This is a genomic window from Pararhodobacter aggregans, assembly GCF_003075525.1.
Taxonomy (GTDB): domain Bacteria; phylum Pseudomonadota; class Alphaproteobacteria; order Rhodobacterales; family Rhodobacteraceae; genus Pararhodobacter; species Pararhodobacter aggregans.
In genome coordinates this window covers 78,698-95,848 of sequence record NZ_QDDR01000005.1, presented here as the reverse complement: position 1 = coordinate 95,848, position 17,151 = coordinate 78,698, and the positions used below count along the sequence as shown (strand labels likewise).

Genomic DNA, 17,151 nt, shown 5'->3' with positions numbered 1-17,151 from the left:
CTCACTCGGCCGGGATCTTTTCCGGGGCCGGGCCCGACTTCTTGCCATGGGCTTTCACCTTGGCCTTGAAGTCCTGCTCGATGGTGGCGGGCGGGGTCGTCGGACGCTCCAGCACGCCCAGAAGCGGCAGGATGACCAGGAAATAGCCGAACCAATAGGCCGCACCGATCAGGGCGATGTTGGTGTAGATGCCTTCGGCCGGCATGGCGCCCGCCCACATCAGGACCACGAAATCGACCACCAGCAGCCAGAAGAACGACTTGAACATCGGCCGGTAGCGACCCGAACGGACCGACGAGGTGTCGAGCCAGGGGGTCAGGACCATGACCGCGATCGCGCCGAACATCGCCAGCACGCCGAAGAACTTGGCGTCGATGATGCCGAAGGACAGCCAGTTGGCGGCGATCACCACCCAGACATCCGCGGTGAAGGCGCGCAGGATCGCGTAGAACGGCAGGAAGTACCATTCGGGCACGATATGCGCGGGCGTCGCCAGCGGGTTGGCGATGATGTAGTTGTCCGGGTGGCCCAGGAAGTTCGGCATGAAGGCGACGATGGCCCAGAACACCGCCAGCACCACGACCAGCGCGAACAGGTCCTTGATGACGAAATAGGGCCAGAACGGCAGGGTGTCCTTCTCGGCCTCTTCCTTCGAGCCGCGGCGGACCTCAACACCCGAGGGGTTGTTGTTGCCGGTGTGGTGGAAGGCCCAGATATGCAGGATCACCAGGCCCGCGATGACGAAGGGCAGCAGGTAATGCAGCGAGAAGAAGCGGTTCAGCGTGTAGTTGCCGACCGCCGGTCCGCCCAGCAGCCATTCCTGGATGATCGGGCCGATCCCCGGAATCGCGCCGAAAAGGCCAGTAATCACGGTGGCGCCCCAGAACGACATCTGACCCCAGGGCAGAACGTAGCCCATGAAACCCGTGGCCATCATGGCCAGGTAGATCAGCATGCCGATGATCCAGGTCACTTCGCGGGGCGTCTTGTACGATCCGTAATAGAGGCCGCGGAAGATGTGGATATAGACGGCGAAGAAGAACAGCGAGGCGCCGTTCGCGTGCAGGTAGCGCAGCATGTAGCCGCCGTTCACGTCGCGCATGATATGCTCGACCGAGGCGAAGGCCATCGTCGCTTCCGGCGTGTAATGCATCACCAGCACGATGCCGGTGACGATCTGCAGCACCAGGCAGAAGGCCAGCACGATACCCCAGATCCACCACCAGTTCAGGTTCTTGGGGGTGGGGATCATGAGCGTGTCATAGATCAGCCCGACGATCGGCAGGCGGCGGTGCAGCCACTTTTCCACGCCGGTCTTGGGCTCGTAATGGTCGTGGGGAATCCCGGACATGCCTCGTCTCTCCCTTAGCCGAGCTGGATGGTGGTGTCGTCGACGAAGCTGACGACCGGAATATGCAGGTTCTGCGGCGCCGGGCCGCGGCGGATGCGGCCCGCCGTGTCGTAGTGCGAGCCGTGGCAGGGGCAGAACCAGCCGCCGAAGTCACCCGCGCCGTTGCCCAGCGGCACGCAGCCGAGGTGGGTGCAGACGCCGGTCATGATCAGCCATTCTTCCTTGCCGGCCATGGCGCGGTTCTCGTCCGTAGCGGGCGAACCGGCGGGCAGGTTGGCGTTTTCGGCGCTCTGGTCGATCAGGGTGCTCAGGTCCACGGCTTTCGCCGCATCGATCTCTTCCTGGGTGCGGTGACGGATGAACACCGGCTTGCCGAGGAAGTTGACAGTCAGCTGGGTACCGACGGCGACACCGCTGATATCGACGAAGATCGAGGACAGGGCCTGCACGTCAGCCGAGGGATTCATCTGGTTCACCAGCGGCCAGACCGCGGCGCCCGTGGCAACGACACCGGCACCGGCCGTCGCGTAGTAGAGAAAATCCCGGCGAGTGCCTGCGTTGTCGTCTGCGTGGGACACGAGCATTCTCCATTTTCAGGTCATGGGTCCGGCGGATAGCCGAAACGAGCCGCAGTGTCCTGCAGCCTCCAAGGCGGCTGTTTAACGGCGATTTGAACGTCCGTCCAGCCGCGAAAGTGGGGAAAAACGCCGCACCCCGACCCTTTCGGGAGAGGGGTGCGCCGCAGCACGGGACCTGCCCGCGCCACTGTCGCCGATGCCTCAGATAAGGCGGAAAAGCGTTGCTGCAAGGGTCGCGGCGAAGCCCGCGAAGAAGAGGCCGACGCCCGCATTGATCCAGGGCGCGGCCTTCAGGAAGCCGCGCGCGGCGGCCTCGGTCGAAAAGGCGATGGCATAGACCGCGTGAATCACCCCGGCCACGACGCAGGCGCCAACGCAAAAGAGCGCGATATCCCAGGCACCGGCGCGGGCCACCGGAAAGACCGCGGTCATGGTCAGCCAGGTGGTCAGCGCCTTGGGGTTCATCATCATGATCGACAGCGCCCGGACCATGCCGTCGCGGGCCCGGGCGCCGCGCCGGGCCTCGGGCGCCTCGGGCTCGCCGCGGCGGCGGGCGGCGAAGCCCGTGACCGCCCGGCGCAGGTAGCGCGAGGCGAACCAGACCAGCAGCCCCACGGCGATCAGCGTCATGCCCACCCGCGCCAGCGGGAAGGCCGCAATCAGGGCCGAGGCGCCCAGCACCATGCCCAGGCACCAGCCGGTGATGGCAAGCCCCGTGCCCAGCGCCGCCCCCAGCGCCGCCCGGCGGCCCGAGCCGATGGCCAGCGCGATCGTGTTCAGCACATTCGGCCCGGGCGTGAGGACATTCATCGCCAGAAAGCCCCAGGCGGTCAGGAAATCCGCCGCGGGCAGGGTGATCGGAGACATGGGGGTTCCTGCGAAGACGTCAGGCGGGGCCAGATCAGGCGGGAATCGTCGCCTGCATCGAGGGACGCTTGGCAAACGCCTCGTACCATGCTGCCAGCTGCGGATGGCCGTTGCGCCAGCCGCGCGCGTCGTGGCGGAAATCGAGGTAGCCCAGCGCGCAGGCCACGGCGATGCTGCCCATGGTCAGGGGCCCCTGCAGATGCGCCATCCAGCGCGATTCCAGCGCGGTCAGGCTGCGGGCGATCTTCTGCCATTGTCCGTCGACCCAGGCCTCGGACTGGCCCTCGGCCGGGCGGATCACCGTCTCGTAGCGCATGAGCAGCGCCGCATCGAGGATGCCGTCGCCGGTCGCCTCCAGCGTCAGCGTCTCCCACAGCGCCGGACCCTCGGGATAGAGCGCGGCGGCTTTCGGCGTCGTCGTGGCCAGATAGCGGCAGATTACCCGGCTGTCATAGAGCGTGCAGCCGTCGTCACGCTCCAGCGCCGGGATCTTGCCCAGCGGATTGGCGCCGAGCGGGATCGAGCCGGGATCGACCGGCGAGCCGCTGGCAAAGGACAGCCGCACGCTGTCCAGCGCCCCCGCCTCGTGCAGAAGGACCATGACCTTGCGCACATAGGGCGAGGTCGGGCTTTGGTGCAGGGTCATCATCGGGGCGGCTCCTCAAGCTCGGTGATGCGGGCGGCGATATCGGGCGGGAACTTAACACGCGCAAGGAAAAGGTCCATTCCCCACCGGCGCGGAATCGGACGCTTGATAGGACGGCCGCGGGCACGTTAACTGCGGCCATGGCACGCGCGAGCAGCAAGAAGAAGACCAGGGCAAAGAAGCCGAAACTCATGGACCGGCTGGCGGGCATGGTCCGGCGCCTGATCCGCTGGGCGCTGCTTGGCGCGCTGGGGCTGGCGGTGTTCCTTGTGGCCTGGGTCGCGCTCTATCGCTTCGTGGACCCGCCGACCGGCTGGTATCTGTGGAGCGAATCGCGCCGCCTGGGCGGCGTGCAGCAGGAATGGGTCGATTTCGTCGATATCTCGCCGCATATGCCGCTGTCGGTGGTCGCCGCCGAGGACGTGAATTTCTGCCGCCACTGGGGCTTCGACATGGGCGCGATCCGCGCCGCGCTGGAGGATGGCGGGGCACGCGGCGCCTCGACCATCACCCAGCAGGTGGTGAAGAACACCTTTCTCTGGCATGGCCGCACCTGGCTCAGGAAGGTGCTGGAGGCGCTGATTACCCCGGTGGTCGAGATCCTCTGGCCCAAGGAACGCATCCTCGAGGTCTATCTGAACATGGCCGAATTCGACGCGGGCGTCTTTGGCGTCGAGGCCGCGGCCGAGCGGTATTTCAGCACCAATGCCGCGGGGCTGAACGCCCGGCAAGCGGCGCTGCTGGCCTCGGTCCTGCCCGCGCCGCAGGATCGCAACGCCGCAAGGCCCAGCGATTTCATGCGCCGCCGGGCCGCCGCCATCCAGGATGGCGCCGCCACCATCGCCCGCGACGACCGCTCGGCCTGTTTCGGCGGTTGAAACCTGCCCCCACCCGTGCAAAGGGTGGGAAACCCTACCAGACCATGCGCATGCAACCTGCCGTCCACGTCCTCCATCACGTCCCGCTCTCGCCCTTCTGCCGCAAGGTTCGCCTGACGCTGGCCGAAAAGCGCATCCCCTTCTCGCTGAAGGACGAACGCTATTGGGAGGGGGGGACCGAGTTCCTGCGGCTGAACCCGGCCGGCAAGGTGCCGATCCTGCGCTATGAGGGGCGGCTGCTGTCGGAAAGCCAGGCGATCTGCGAATTCCTGGACGAGGTTCACCCGACCCCGCCCCTGATGCCCGACGACCCGGCCGGCCGCTACGAGGTGCGCCGGATGTGCGCCTGGTTCGACGACAAGTTCCACCGCGAGGTGACGGCGAACCTGCTCTACGAGCGGGTGAACAAGAAGATCATGGGCCAGGGATATCCGGACAGCGAGAAGATCAAGACCGGCTCGGCGCGGATCAAGTATCACCTCGATTACATGGGCTGGCTGCTGGAGCACCGCCGCTGGATCGCCGGGAACGCGCTGTCGCTTGCCGATTTCACCGCCGCCGCGCATCTGAGTTGCCTCGATTACATCTCGGATGTGGATTGGGAGCGCGCGCCCTCGGTCAAGGCCTGGTACCAGACGATCAAGTCGCGCCCGGCGTTCCGGCCGCTTCTGACCGATCAGGTCCCCGGCTTCCCGCCGCCCCGGCGCTATGCCGACCTCGATTTCTGAGCCCCGCAAGGGCGCGGCTCGGGGGCATCGAGCCCCCTCGCCGCGCCGGGGGGCCTTCTGCCCCCCGCCGGCCCTGGCGGGCCGCCCCCCGAGGATATTTGGGGCGCAAAGATGGGGCTGAAAGCGGCGCTGGCCGCGCGGGCCCGGGCCGAGGGTTTCGCGGCGATGGGGGTGACGCGGCCCGATGCGGTGCCGGAGCTGGCCGGGCGGCTGGCGGCCTTTGTCGAGGCCGGGCGACACGGGCAGATGGGCTGGATGGCCGAGCGGATGCCTTGGCGGGGCGATCCCGCCGCGCTCTGGGCCGAGGCGCGCTCGGTCATCATGCTGGCCGAACTCTATACACCGGACGAGGATCCGATGGCGGCGGTCGCGCGGCGCGAGGCGGGGGCGATCAGCGTCTATGCAAGGGGGCGCGATTACCATGATGTGGTGAAGGCCCGGCTGAAGCGGCTGGGGCGATGGCTGATCGAGGAGGCAAGGCAGCGGGGCGAGACGCCGGAGATCAAGGTCTTCGTCGACACCGCTCCGGTGATGGAGAAGCCGCTGGCCGCGGCGGCGGGGCTGGGCTGGCAGGGCAAGCATACCAACCTGCTGGGCCGCGATCTGGGCAACTGGTTCTTCCTCGGCGCGATCTTCACCACGCTGGAGCTGGAACCGGACGCCCCCGCGCGGGAAAACTGCGGCAGTTGCACGGCCTGTCTGCAGGCCTGCCCGACCGCGGCCTTTCCGGCGCCCTTCCAGCTCGATGCGCGGCGCTGCATCTCGTATCTCACGATCGAGCATCACGGGCCGGTGGACCCGGAACTGCGGGCGCTGATCGGCAACCGGATCTATGGCTGCGACGATTGTCTGGCGGCCTGTCCCTGGAACAAATTCGCCGCCGCCGCCACGGAGGTGAAATACGCCGCCCGCGACGACCTCAGGGCGCCGCCGCTGGCGGAACTGGCGGCGCTGGACGATGCCGGGTTCAGGGCGCGCTTTTCCGGCTCGCCGATCAAGCGGATCGGGCGGGACCGCTTCGTGCGCAACGTGCTCTATGCCATCGGCAATTCCGGGGCGCCGGGGCTGGCCCCCGTGGCCGAGGCGCTGGTCGCGGACCCCGACGAGACGGTGGCCGAGGCGGCGCGCTGGGCGCTGACGCGGCTCAGACCATAGGCCAGGGGCGTTGCGGCCAGGGGCGGTCGTAGAAAGGCTGGTCGGGGCCGTCCGAGAGTCCGGCCTCGCGCCATTCGACGAAGGCGGGATGCGCCAGATGGGCGGCGACATAGGCCTGCGCCGCGGGGCCGACCGGCAGGTTGTAGCCGGCGATCCGGGCGGCGACCGGAGCGAAGAACACATCGGCCACGGAATAGGCGCCGCAGAGCCAGGGGCCGGTCGCGCCGGTCACTTCCCGCGCCCAGGCCCAGAGGGTTTCGAGCCGCGCCAGATCGGCCAGAACCTCGGGCGGCGGGGCGCAATCCTGATAGCTGACCCGCAGGTTCATCGGGCAATGGCCGCGCAATGCGGTGAAGCCTGCGTGCATCTCGGCGGTCAGATGCCGGGCCACGGCGCGGGCCTTCGGATCGCGGGGCCAATGCCCGGCCTCGGGGTGGCGGGAGGCCAGTTCCTCGGCAATGGCCAGCGAGTCGGCGATGACCACGCCCTCGGGCAGGCGCAGGGCGGGGACGGTGCGGGCCGGGGCATAGCGCGCGAGCGTCCGGGCAAAGCCGGGCTCGTAGAGCCGGGCCATGGTCACCCCGGTCTCGATCCCGAAGGCGCGGAACAGGAGCCAGCCGCGCAGGGACCAGCTGGAATAGGCGCGGTCGGCGAGGCAGAGGTCATAGGCGGCTTCGGTCATCGGGCGGGCTCCTTGGGGTTCGGGGCATCCTGCCCGGCGCCCCTTTCCCTTGCAAATCAGCAATTGTGCGCCAAGTGATGACCTTCGCCGATGAATCGCGATTTTTTCCGACGGGTCGGTGAACCAAAACGTCCGTCGCGCGTATTCCCTGTCAGACACGGGAGACGACGATGGCGCTGGACACCACCACCGGAACCGACCGCATGGCGCGCAAGGCGATGCGCGCCGAATTCCTCGATGCCGAAACCGAACAGGCCCTGGCCCGCGCCTGGCGCGACCGCCGCGACGAACAGGCGCTGCACCGGCTGGTCACCGCCTATATGCGGCTCGCCATCTCGATGGCGTCGCGCTATCGCCGCTATGGCGCGCCGATGAGCGACCTGATCCAGGAGGCGGGGCTGGGCCTGATGAAGGCCGCCGACCGCTTCGATCCCGACCGTGGCGTGCGCTTTTCCACCTATGCCGTCTGGTGGATCAAGGCCTCGGTCCAGGATTTCGTGATGCGCAACTGGTCGATGGTGCGCACCGGGTCGACCACCAGCCAGAAGGCCCTGTTCTTCAACCTGCGCCGCGTGCAGGCGGAACTGATGCGCGAGGCGCAGCAGGCGGGCGAGGTGCTGGAGCCGAACGTGCTGCTCGAACGCGCGGCCGAGCGGATCGGCGTGCCGTTGGCCGATGTGCTGATGATGGAGGGGCGGCTTTCGGGCGGCGATCTGTCGCTGAACGCCAAACCCTCGGGCGAGGATGACGGGATGGAGTGGATCGACCTGATCGAGGACGATGGCCCGGCCCCGGCCGAAGGGGTGGCGGCGCGTCAGGACGGATTGGTGCTGCGCGGCTGGCTCCTGGAGGCGATGGCGGCGCTGACGCCGCGCGAACGGGCGATCATCGCCGCGCGCAAGCTCGATGACGAACCGCGGACGCTGGAGGCCCTGGGCGTGGAACTGGGCCTGTCCAAGGAGCGGGTGCGCCAGATCGAGGCCAGCGCGCTGGGCAAGATGAAGCGCGATCTTGCCAGCCGCGCGCCGGGGGTCTATGCCCTTCTCGCATGAGAAGCGCGATCCTGTTGACGTTCCTCGCCGCCATGCCCGCCGGGGCAGAGCCGATTTCCGAAACCGACCTCGACCGACTGCCCGCCGCTCAGGTGGTGGTGCTGGGCGAGGTCCATGACAATCCGCTGCACCATCTGAACCAGGCCCGGGCGGTCGGGGCGATGCGTCCCGCGGCGGTGGTCTGGGAGATGCTGACGCCCGATCAGGCGGCGCGGATGCCCGAGGATCGGGCGGACCCGGCGCTGGTCGAGGCCGCGCTGGGCTGGGCGGGCACCGGCTGGCCCGATTTCGCCCTGTATTTCCCCATCGTTCAGGCCGCCGGTCCTGCCCGCCACTATGGCGCCGCCGTCCCCCGCCCGGAGGCGCAGCGCGCCTTTGCCGAGGGCGCGGCGGCGGTCTTCGGCGCGGATGCCGCGCGGTTCGGCCTCGACCGGGCCCTGGAGGCCGGCGATCAGGCAGCGCGCGAGGCCGAGCAGTTCGAGGCCCATTGCGAAGCGATGCCGATGGCGATGATGGGCGGCATGGTCGAGGCCCAGCGCCTGCGCGATGCGGCGCTGGCGCGGGCGGCCCTGCAGGCGCTGGAGGAAACCGGCGGCCCGGTGGCGGTGATCGCCGGGGCGGGTCATGCGAGGCGCGATCAGGGGATGCCGGACCTGATGACCGAGGCCGCGCCCGACGTCACGGTGCTGGCGCTGGGCCAGACCGAGGCAGACCCGGGCCCCGAGGCGCCCTGGGATCTCTGGCTGGTCACGGCGCCGGCCGAGCGTCCCGATCCCTGCGCCGCCTTCCGTCAGGAATGACGCGGCGGGGACCGGCGCGGCCGGGCCCTGACGCCGTCCGGTCCGGTCGGTAAAACGCGCGGGAGGGGGATCTGGCCCCCTGCCCGCGCAGCGATCGATAAGAACTTTCCCGGCCAGACTGGGCCGCTCGGGACAGAGCGGTATCCGGTCCGGCCGGGAAGTCACCATACCATGACTTCATACTCGTTAACGGTCACTTCGTTACCGCCGTAGCCGATGTTGCAGCCCCTGAACCCCGGGCGCACCTTGCCCGGATGGGTTCCGCCCGCATACCAGGCCCGACAGAAATACAGCGCCTCGCCCGAGGCTTCGGCCGCGGCGCTCAGGGCGTTGACGGGAACCATCCCGCCCCGCGCCCGAACCCAGTTGGCCTGCCCCATGGCGACATCATACTCGGCTACGGCAATCTCGCGGCCGCCGTAGCCAATGTTGCACCCGTTAAACCCGGGGCGCACCTTGCCCGGATGATACCCGCCCGCATAAGCCGCAACGCATACATAAAGCGCGGCCCCGTTGCTTTCGGCGCCTGCCACCATCGCCCCCCGCGGGACCGACCCGCCCGCGGCATGACGCCAGGCGATATCGGTCTGCGCCTGCACCGGCTGCGCCAGGACCAGAACGGCCGCGGCAACCACACCGGAAAGAACGGTCTGCATCGAGACACACCATCGGACGTGAACCTGCATTCAAGATGGCAGATTCGACCGGCTTGAGGAACTGGACAGGTGTACAGTCCCGCCCGGCCTGCGCGGCTGGTCAGCTGTCCAGTGTTCCCGGCCCGCCGAATGCGCTAGGACAGGGATCGAGGGGTCCGCAGACCCGCCCGCGGGCGGGGCCTCGCCCCTTTTCCGTGCCGCCGATACCGCCCCCGGCGGTTCTCTCGTGGGGTGAGAGCGATGCCGAGCCTGTACTGGGGTCCCCTGGCGATCAACGCCCTGCTCTTTTCGCTGCTGGGGACGGTGATCGCCGCCTATTTCGGGGTCCGGGTGATCGTCGCCCGGCGGCAGGGAACCCCGACCGACGGGCTGATGCCGCCGCTCTGGATCTTCGCCATGGCCGCCCTCTGCGCGGTGCTGGTGACGCTCAGCCATGTGCTGGACCGCGATGTCGCCGCCTGGATCCTGCCCTGGGCCGCCCCCTCGGGCAGCGCTGCCATGGCTGCCTCGATCCTCTTTGCCGAGCGGCTCTTCGGCGAGGGCATCCTGTCGCGCCGCGGCCGCAAGGTCCTGGCGCTGGCGCTGGCGCTCTTTGTCGCGGGCGAGGTCGCCATCGCCGTGGCGCGCACCATCTATCTGTCGCAGGGCACGGTCTATTTCCGTGACGCCTGGCTGCGGACCGCCTTCGTCACCGGCTTCGTCGTCGCGCCCGCCTTCTGCCTTGTGAACCTGCGGCGCGCGCTCGGCCCCGACGGCTGGCGGCGCGTCGGGCCGGTTCTGCTGAACCCGTTCCGCCCGCTGACCGATTGCCCCGGGGCCTCGGCCGCGCGCGGCATCTTCTATTTCTCGCTGATGCCGGTGGCGCTCGCGCTGGTGCTTTTGGCCCGCAGCACCGGCATCCTCGGCTGGAGCGTCGCCGAAACCATCCTCAGCTGGCTGGTGCTGCTGGTCTTCTCGGGCTTCGTCTGGACCTTCCTGAGCTATCTGCCCGAACGCTCCGGCACCACGACCAAGATCGCGGCGATGGTCCTTGTCGCCTTTCTGATGATCGTCTCGGCCCTGTCCTGGCTGGTGGCGCCCGCCATCCTCGACGGGTTCCGCGACCGCGGCGCCCCCTACGCCGGGCAGGCCTATCGCCTGGCCCCCGCCGCGGACGGCGGCTATGACATCACCACGATCGAGGCGCAGCGCGTGGTTCCCCTGCTGCACCGCCCGGGCCCCGAGACCGAGCCCGTCGCCCTGCCCTTCGAGCTGCCCTTCCTCGGCCAGCGCCACCGCAGCCTCTATGTCCGCGATACCGGGCTGGTCGGGCTGGGCGCCTTTCCCCGGCTCGAGGATATCCAGTACCGCTATGGCCCCGAAGCCGCGATCTTCGTGCTGGCCGCGCGCCTTACCCCGCCCCGGGCCCCCTCGGCCGACAGCGGCGTCTTCGTCGACGCCCTGCCCGGCCGCGTGGTGATAAGCTGGGCGCACATGACCATCGAGGGCGCCCCCGACCAGCGCTACGACGCGCAGCTGACGCTCTATCCCGACGGCACGCTCGACATCGCCTTCTTCGAGATCCCGCTGCATCCAAGGGCCAATCTCTATCGCCCCGACGATGTGGCGATGCTGGTCGGGCTGACCCCGGGCTCGCGCCATGGCACGGTCCTGGAGGGCGCGCTGGCCGGCCGCCACCTGCCGCCGGGCACCGGCGCGGTCGATGACCGGCGGCCCGCCTTCTACAAGGCGATGAACGCGGCGTTCGGGCCGATGGCCGCCTTCCTGCTGCTGGCGGTGCCGGGGCTTCTGGTGCTGTTCTCGCTTCTGGTGCAGCTGAGCGTCCAGCGCCCGCTGGCGGCGCTGGCCATGGGGGTCGAACGGTTCCGCAAGGGGCATCTGGGCACGCCGATCCCGGTCTATGCCCAGGACGAGATCGGCGCGCTGGCGCGGGCCTTCAACGAGGTCGCGGCCGAGCGCGAGCGCCTGTTGCAATCGCTGGAAGCCGAAGTCGAGCGGCGCTCGGCCGAGGCGGTCGAATTGTCGGCGCGCAACGCCCGGCTCGAGGAACGTGCCGACCTCGGGCGCGAATTGCACGACGCGGTGAGCCAGAGCCTCTTCGCCGCCTCGCTGATCGCCGACAGCCTGCCGCGGCTGCAGCAGAACGATCCCGCCAAGGCCGCGGAGGCCGGTCGCCAGGTGGCCGCGCTGAACCGCGCCGCGCTGGCCGAGACGCGCAACCTGCTGATGCATCTGCGCTCGCAGGAGATGCTGAGCCAGCCCTTCGGCACGCTCCTGCGCGGCGTGGCCGAGGAGATGGCGCGCAGCTACGGGCTGGAGGTCACGGTCAGCGTCGACAGCGACGCGCAATTGCCGGGCGAGGTGCAATACGCCTTCTTCCGAGTGGCCCATGCCGCCCTGACCAATGCCGCCCGCCACGCTGGCACCGACCGCGCCGAGGCCAGTTTCGACGCCGTCGACGGGCAGGCGATGCTGACCGTCACCGACGCCGGGGCCGGTTTCGACCCCGATGCGGTGCCGCCGGGTCATTTCGGCCTCGCGATCATGCGTGAAAGGCTGGACAAACTGGGCGGAATGCTGGAGGTCGAGACGGCACCCGGCAGAGGGTGCAGGATCACGGCGATCTGGTTTTCGGATGACAACGGCGACGGCGATTCGGGTGATGCTGGTTGACGACCATCTGGTCGTGCGCCGCGGCATCGAACACGTGCTGGCCGATGACCCGGGTTTCGAGATCGTGGCCGAACTGGGCGAGGGACAGGCCGCGGTCGCCGCCTATCGGGCCAGCCGGCCGGATGTGGTGCTGCTGGATGTGCGGATGCCGGGCATGAGCGGGATCGACACCGCCCGCGCCCTGCTGGCCGAGGATCCCGACGCGCGGATCGTGGCGCTGAGCTCCTTCACCACCGACGATCTGATCGACGCCATGATGGGTGCCGGGGTCCGCGGCTATCTGCCCAAGGAAGTTTCGGAACTGGCGCTGAAAGAGGCGCTGCGCCGCGTCGCCCGGGGCGAAGGCCTGGCCCGCCCCGCAGGCAGCGAGGCCGCGGCGCGCGGGGCGGATACCGGCGATCTGGCGCAGGTGCTGGGGGCGCAGCAGCTCAAGGTTCTGGCGCTGATGGTCAAGGGCCTGACCAACCCCGAGATCGCCGCGCTGCTCAGCATCACCCGGCCAACCGCGCGCTACCATGTCAGCGCGATCCTGAAGAAGCTCGATGTCTCGAACCGGGCCGAGGCCGTGGCGCTGGCGGTGCGCAGCGGGCTGGTGCGGGACGAAGACGGCTTCTGACCCCGCCGCCCCTGCCCCCCTGTCCGCGTGATACAGGCGCCGCCCAGCAGGGGCCTCACAGGATTTCGCTTTCCTCACGCCGACTTGGGGCGTAGGAAACGGGAATGCGGATTCTGTTTCTTGGCGATGTGATGGGCCGGGCCGGTCGCACCGCGGTAGCCGAGCGGCTGCCGGGGATGCGTCGGGACTGGGCCTTGGATTTCGTGGTGGTCAACGGCGAGAACGCGACCTCGGGCATGGGGCTGTCGCCCGATCATGCCGCGGGGCTGTTCGCTGCGGGCGCCGATGTGGTGACGCTGGGCGACCATGCCTTTGACCAGAAGGCGATGACCGGCCATATCGACGGCGAGCCGCGGCTGATCCGGGCGATCAACTTCTCCAAGGTGGCACCCGGGGTCGGCGCAAGGGTCTTCAACGCGCCCGACGGTCGGCAAGTGCTGGTGGCGCAGGTCATGGGGCAGGTCTTCATGAAACGCCCCTTCGACGACCCGTTCAGCGCCATCGAGCCGGTGCTGCGCGCCCATCCGCTGGGCGGGCGGGTGCAGGCGACCATCGTCGATGTCCATGCCGAGGCCACTTCCGAGAAGATGGCCATGGGCCATTGGTGCGACGGCCGGGCCTCGCTGGTCGTCGGCACGCATACCCATGTGCCGACCGGCGATGCGCAGATCCTGAACGGCGGCACCGCCTATCTGACGGATGCGGGCATGTGCGGCGATTACGACAGCGTCATCGGCATGCAGAAGGAAGAGCCGCTGCGGCGCTTCATCACCGGCATGCCGCGCGCCCGGTTCGAGCCGGCGCTGGGGCAGGCCACCGTCTCGGGCATCTTTGTCGAGACCGACGACCGCACCGGCAAGGCGCTGTCGGTGGCCATGGTCCGCCAAGGCGGGCGGCTGCAACCCAGCGGCCCCGCCCCCGTCACGCCCTCGGTTGCCGCGCCCGAGAAAGCCGCACCGTGACACGACCCCTGCCCGCGGGAGGCGCGCCCGCCCTCTGCGCGCGGGCGGCGCGCCGCCCCGCCGGTGTTGCCGCTTTGCAGACAGCGGCCCGCCCCGGCGACCGGGGCTGCGTTTTCGGGCTTGCCGGGCGCCCCGCGATGGCCGCCTATGCCGGAGATCCGTGGCGGGCCCCGCCCCCCCGGACAGGAGACAATACCGATGTTCGGACTTGAGCTGCCGCCCGAGTACCTGCCCGTTGCCGCGCTGGTGATCGTCGCCGGCATGCTGGCGACCTTCATCTCCGAGAAATACCCGGTCGAGGTGGTGGCGCTGACCGGGGCGGCGCTGATGCTGGTCCTCGGCATCGTGCCCGAGGGCCAGGCCCTCGCCGTCTTTGCCAACCCCGCCCCCTGGACCATCGCCGCGCTGTTCCTGATCGTCGGCGGGCTGGTGCGCACCGGGGCGCTCGATTTCCTGTCGCAGCGCGCGATCTCGCAGGTGACGGAACGGCCGCGGACCACGTTGATCGTCGTCACCATGACGGTGCTGGCCATGTCGGCCTTCGTCAACAACACGCCCATCGTCGTGGTGATGATGCCGATCTTCGTGCAGCTGGCCCGGGCGATGCAGCTTGCGCCATCGAAACTGCTGATCCCGCTCAGCTATTTCTCGATCCTCGGCGGCACGATCACCCTGGTCGGCACCTCGACCAACCTGCTGGTCGACGGCGTGGCCCAGGCGGCCGGCCTCGCCCCTTTCGGCGTTTTCGAGATCACGCTGCTAGGCCTGCCCCTGGCGCTGGTCGGCGTCACCTATCTGGCCTTCGCCGGGCGCTGGCTGCTGCCGGTGCGCGAATCGATGACCGCGCTGATGGGCGACCGGGCGCCGATGAAATTCTTCACCGAAGTGGCGCTGCCCGAGGGGTCCTCGCTGATCGGCAAGCGGCTCGAGGAGGTCGACCTTTTCCGCCGCGGCGGCGCCCGGGTGATCGACGTGCTCCGCGGCGATGCCTCGCTGCGCCGGGCGATGGGGGATGTGGTGCTGGAACAGGGCGACCGCGTGGTGCTGCGCACCCAGATGTCCGAGGTTCTGGGCCTGCAGGCCAATCCCGAGGTGCGGCTGGTCGACCAGCTGAGCTCGGTGCGAACCTCGACCGTCGAGGTGCTGATCACCCCGGGCTGCCGCATGGTCGGCCGCTCGCTGGGCCAGATGCGCCTGCGCCGCCGCTATGGGGTCTACCCGCTGGCGGTCCATCGCCGGAACCAGAACATCGGCCGCCAGCTGGACGATCTGGTGGTGCAGGTCGGCGACACGCTGTTGATCGAGGGCGCGCTGGAGGACATCCGGCGGCTGGCCAGCGACATGGACCTGATCCAGATCAGCCAGCCCTCGGAACGCGCCTTCCGCCGGGGCCACGCGCCCATCGTCATCGGCGTGCTGGCGGCGGTGGTCGGCCTGTCGGCGCTGAATGTCGCCTCGATCCAGGTGCTGGCGCTGATCGGCGTGGTCATCATCCTGCTGACCCGCTGCATCGACAGCGAAGAGGCCTTCGGCTTCATCGAGGGCCAGTTGCTGGCCATGATCTTCGGCATGCTGATCGTGGGCGCGGGCCTCGAGGCCTCGGGCGCGGCGCAATTGCTGGTCGATCTGGTCGAGCCCTATCTGCGCGACCTGCCCGGCTGGGCGCTGATCGCCGCGGTCTATCTGGTGTCGATGACCCTGACCGAGGTCGTCTCGAACAACGCCGTGGCGGTGATCGTGACGCCCGTCGCCATCGGCCTTGGCCAGACGCTGGGCGTGGATCCCCGGCCGCTGGTCGTGGCGGTGATGTTCGCGGCCTCGGCCTCGTTCGCGACGCCGATCGGCTACCAGACCAACACGCTGGTCTACGGGCCGGGCGGCTATCGCTTCACCGACTTCCTGCGCGTGGGCCTGCCGCTGAACGCGCTGGCGGCGCTGACCTCGACCCTGCTGATCCCGCTGATCTGGCCCTTGTGACCGGAGCGGCGGGGAATTGCCCTTGCGCTCGCGCCCGGGGCACGGCATGCCAGAGATCATGAACGCGTTAAATACCGAGCCGACTGTCCCGACCCCGCCCCCCGCCACACCGGAGGCCCAGGACCACAGGCCGCTGGCGGGCATCCTGTGGATGCTGGGATCGGGCCTGTGCTTCGTCGCCATGACCGCCGGGGTGAAATACCTCGGCCCCTCGATCCCCGCCGCGCAATCGGCCTTCCTGCGCTACGCGCTGGGGCTGGTCTTCGTGCTGCCGGTGCTGGGCGTGCTCAGGCGCACCCGGCTGGAACCGGCGACCTGGCGGGCCTTCGGCTGGCGGGGCGTGGCGCATACGCTGGCGGTGATGCTGTGGTTCTACGCCATGACCCGCATCCCCTTGGCCGAGGTTTCGGCCATGAGCTACCTCAACCCGATCTGGATCTCGATCGGGGCCGCACTGTTTCTGGGCGAGCGGCTGCGCCTGCGCCGGATCGTCGCCATCGTCGTGGCGATCCTCGGCGCGCTGGTGATCCTGCGGCCCGGCCTGCGCGAGCTGAACACCGGCCACGTCGCCATGCTGGGCACCTCGGTCCTGTTCGCGATTTCGTATCTGATGGCCAAGCAGCTCAGCGGCCGCGTCCCGGCCAGCGTCATCGTCGGCATGATGTCGCTGACCGTGACGGTCGGCCTCGCCCCCTTCGCCCTCGCCGTCTGGGAGCCGGTCACGCTGTGGCAGCTGTGGGTGCTGTTCCTGATCGCCACCGCCGCCACCGCCGCGCATTACATGATGACCTATGCCTTCGTCGCCGCGCCGATCACCGTGACGCAGCCGGTCACCGCGCTGCAACTGGTCTGGTCGGTGACGCTTGGCGCGGTGTTCTTTGCCGAGCCGGTGGACCTGTGGGTCGTGGCGGGCGGGGTGATGGTTGTCTCGGCGGTGATCTTCATCGCGCTGCGCGAGCACCAGTTGCGTCGTGGCGCGAAAGGTGGAACCGTGGCGCCATGATGCTGCGCCTCGCCCTGCTGCTTGCCCTCCTGACCGGCGCCCCGGCGCTGGCCTGCGAGGTGCCGCCGGGCCTGGCCGGTCTGCGGGTGGAGCTGCTGAATCTTACCAATGCCGAGCGCGCGGCGCAGGGCGTCGGCACGCTGCTGCCCGACCCGCGGCTGGACGAGGCGGCGCAGGTTCAGGCCTGCCGCATGGCCGACCGCGAGCGGCTCAGCCATCGCGGCAGCTGGTTCGCGGGCCTCGGCCGGCGGCTGCGGCGGGTCGATTATCCCTATGCCATGGCGGTCGAGAACATCGGCGAGGGCCAGACCAGCGCGCCCGAGATCATCCAGGGCTGGATGGACTCGCCCGACCACCGCCTGAACATGCTGGCCCGCGACGCGCGCGAGGCGGGCTTCGGCGTCGCAAGGGCCGCGAACGGCCGCCTGCACTGGTCGATGCTCGCCGCCGCCCCCCGGTTCTGACCGCCCCGCGACTCTGGCCCCGGTTCAGCCGCTAACGGGGGGAAATCCACCCACACGCCGCCG

General features: G+C 69.3%; 17 protein-coding genes. 11 read left to right on the top strand and 6 right to left on the bottom strand.

All coding sequences use genetic code 11. The features are described from left to right. Position 1 precedes the first annotated feature (1 nt). The 4 genes from petB to DDE23_RS11000 all read right to left on the bottom strand — a co-directional run bounded on the left by petB (position 2) and on the right by DDE23_RS11000 (position 3,442). Positions 2 to 1,351 (bottom strand): cytochrome b, encoded by a 1,350-nt coding sequence (petB, locus tag DDE23_RS11015; RefSeq protein WP_107753673.1) that lies wholly within the window; start codon positions 1,349 to 1,351, stop codon positions 2 to 4. Positions 1,352 to 1,365: 14 nt separating this feature from the next. Continuing rightward, on the bottom strand, positions 1,366 to 1,929 hold the full coding sequence (petA, locus tag DDE23_RS11010; protein ID WP_107753808.1) for a ubiquinol-cytochrome c reductase iron-sulfur subunit: 564 nt from the start codon (positions 1,927 to 1,929) through the stop codon (positions 1,366 to 1,368). A 201-nt stretch (positions 1,930 to 2,130) separates the two neighbouring features. Next, positions 2,131 to 2,796 carry a LysE family translocator gene (locus DDE23_RS11005; RefSeq protein ID WP_107753672.1) on the bottom strand — a complete coding sequence of 222 codons (666 nt, stop codon included), beginning with the start codon at positions 2,794 to 2,796 and terminating at the stop codon, positions 2,131 to 2,133. A 34-nt stretch (positions 2,797 to 2,830) separates the two neighbouring features. Continuing rightward, positions 2,831 to 3,442, bottom strand: coding sequence for a glutathione S-transferase (locus DDE23_RS11000; RefSeq protein WP_107753807.1), 612 nt, complete (start codon positions 3,440 to 3,442; stop codon positions 2,831 to 2,833). A 140-nt stretch (positions 3,443 to 3,582) separates the two neighbouring features. Here DDE23_RS11000 and mtgA point away from each other — a divergent pair, with 140 nt between their 5' ends. The 3 genes from mtgA to queG all read left to right on the top strand — a co-directional run bounded on the left by mtgA (position 3,583) and on the right by queG (position 6,203). Continuing rightward, positions 3,583 to 4,320 (top strand): monofunctional biosynthetic peptidoglycan transglycosylase, encoded by a 738-nt coding sequence (mtgA, locus tag DDE23_RS10995; RefSeq protein ID WP_107753670.1) that lies wholly within the window; start codon positions 3,583 to 3,585, stop codon positions 4,318 to 4,320. A 50-nt stretch (positions 4,321 to 4,370) separates the two neighbouring features. Further along, positions 4,371 to 5,048 carry an FtsZ-binding protein FzlA gene (fzlA, locus tag DDE23_RS10990; protein ID WP_107753805.1) on the top strand — a complete coding sequence of 226 codons (678 nt, stop codon included), beginning with the start codon at positions 4,371 to 4,373 and terminating at the stop codon, positions 5,046 to 5,048. A gap of 111 nt (positions 5,049 to 5,159) precedes the next feature. Further along, complete coding sequence (gene queG, locus DDE23_RS10985; RefSeq protein WP_107753668.1) at positions 5,160 to 6,203, top strand: tRNA epoxyqueuosine(34) reductase QueG; 1,044 nt, start codon at positions 5,160 to 5,162, stop codon at positions 6,201 to 6,203. Here queG and DDE23_RS10980 read toward each other — a convergent pair. Further along, positions 6,193 to 6,885 carry a glutathione S-transferase gene (locus DDE23_RS10980; RefSeq protein ID WP_107753666.1) on the bottom strand — a complete coding sequence of 231 codons (693 nt, stop codon included), beginning with the start codon at positions 6,883 to 6,885 and terminating at the stop codon, positions 6,193 to 6,195. The genes queG and DDE23_RS10980 overlap by 11 nt on opposite strands. A gap of 170 nt (positions 6,886 to 7,055) precedes the next feature. Here DDE23_RS10980 and DDE23_RS10975 point away from each other — a divergent pair, with 170 nt between their 5' ends. Further along, positions 7,056 to 7,937 (top strand): RNA polymerase factor sigma-32, encoded by an 882-nt coding sequence (locus DDE23_RS10975; RefSeq protein WP_107753664.1) that lies wholly within the window; start codon positions 7,056 to 7,058, stop codon positions 7,935 to 7,937. After that, entirely contained in the window at positions 7,934 to 8,737 is an 804-nt protein-coding gene (locus DDE23_RS10970; RefSeq protein WP_107753662.1) for a ChaN family lipoprotein, read from the top strand. The genes DDE23_RS10975 and DDE23_RS10970 overlap by 4 nt, the downstream gene beginning before the upstream one ends. A gap of 161 nt (positions 8,738 to 8,898) precedes the next feature. Here the strand turns inward: DDE23_RS10970 and DDE23_RS10965 are convergent, their stop codons facing one another. After that, entirely contained in the window at positions 8,899 to 9,393 is a 495-nt protein-coding gene (locus DDE23_RS10965) for a DUF3421 domain-containing protein (protein ID WP_157958009.1), read from the bottom strand. 240 nt (positions 9,394 to 9,633) lie between these two features. Here DDE23_RS10965 and DDE23_RS10960 point away from each other — a divergent pair, with 240 nt between their 5' ends. The 6 genes from DDE23_RS10960 to DDE23_RS10935 all read left to right on the top strand — a co-directional run bounded on the left by DDE23_RS10960 (position 9,634) and on the right by DDE23_RS10935 (position 17,088). Continuing rightward, on the top strand, positions 9,634 to 12,066 hold the full coding sequence (locus tag DDE23_RS10960; protein ID WP_107753658.1) for a HAMP domain-containing sensor histidine kinase: 2,433 nt from the start codon (positions 9,634 to 9,636) through the stop codon (positions 12,064 to 12,066). Further along, positions 12,056 to 12,682 carry a response regulator gene (locus DDE23_RS10955; protein ID WP_170121883.1) on the top strand — a complete coding sequence of 209 codons (627 nt, stop codon included), beginning with the start codon at positions 12,056 to 12,058 and terminating at the stop codon, positions 12,680 to 12,682. Before DDE23_RS10960 ends, DDE23_RS10955 begins: the two co-directional genes overlap by 11 nt. Before the next feature lie 104 nt (positions 12,683 to 12,786). Further along, entirely contained in the window at positions 12,787 to 13,644 is an 858-nt protein-coding gene (locus DDE23_RS10950) for a TIGR00282 family metallophosphoesterase (RefSeq protein WP_107753654.1), read from the top strand. Between the two features lie 198 nt (positions 13,645 to 13,842). After that, on the top strand, positions 13,843 to 15,621 hold the full coding sequence (locus tag DDE23_RS10945; RefSeq protein WP_107753653.1) for an SLC13 family permease: 1,779 nt from the start codon (positions 13,843 to 13,845) through the stop codon (positions 15,619 to 15,621). Between the two features lie 46 nt (positions 15,622 to 15,667). After that, positions 15,668 to 16,624 (top strand): DMT family transporter, encoded by a 957-nt coding sequence (locus tag DDE23_RS10940; RefSeq protein ID WP_272947876.1) that lies wholly within the window; start codon positions 15,668 to 15,670, stop codon positions 16,622 to 16,624. Further along, positions 16,621 to 17,088: a CAP domain-containing protein gene (locus tag DDE23_RS10935; protein ID WP_107753649.1), complete on the top strand. Its 468-nt coding sequence runs from the start codon at positions 16,621 to 16,623 to the stop codon at positions 17,086 to 17,088. Before DDE23_RS10940 ends, DDE23_RS10935 begins: the two co-directional genes overlap by 4 nt. The last annotated feature ends 63 nt before the right edge of the window (positions 17,089 to 17,151 follow it).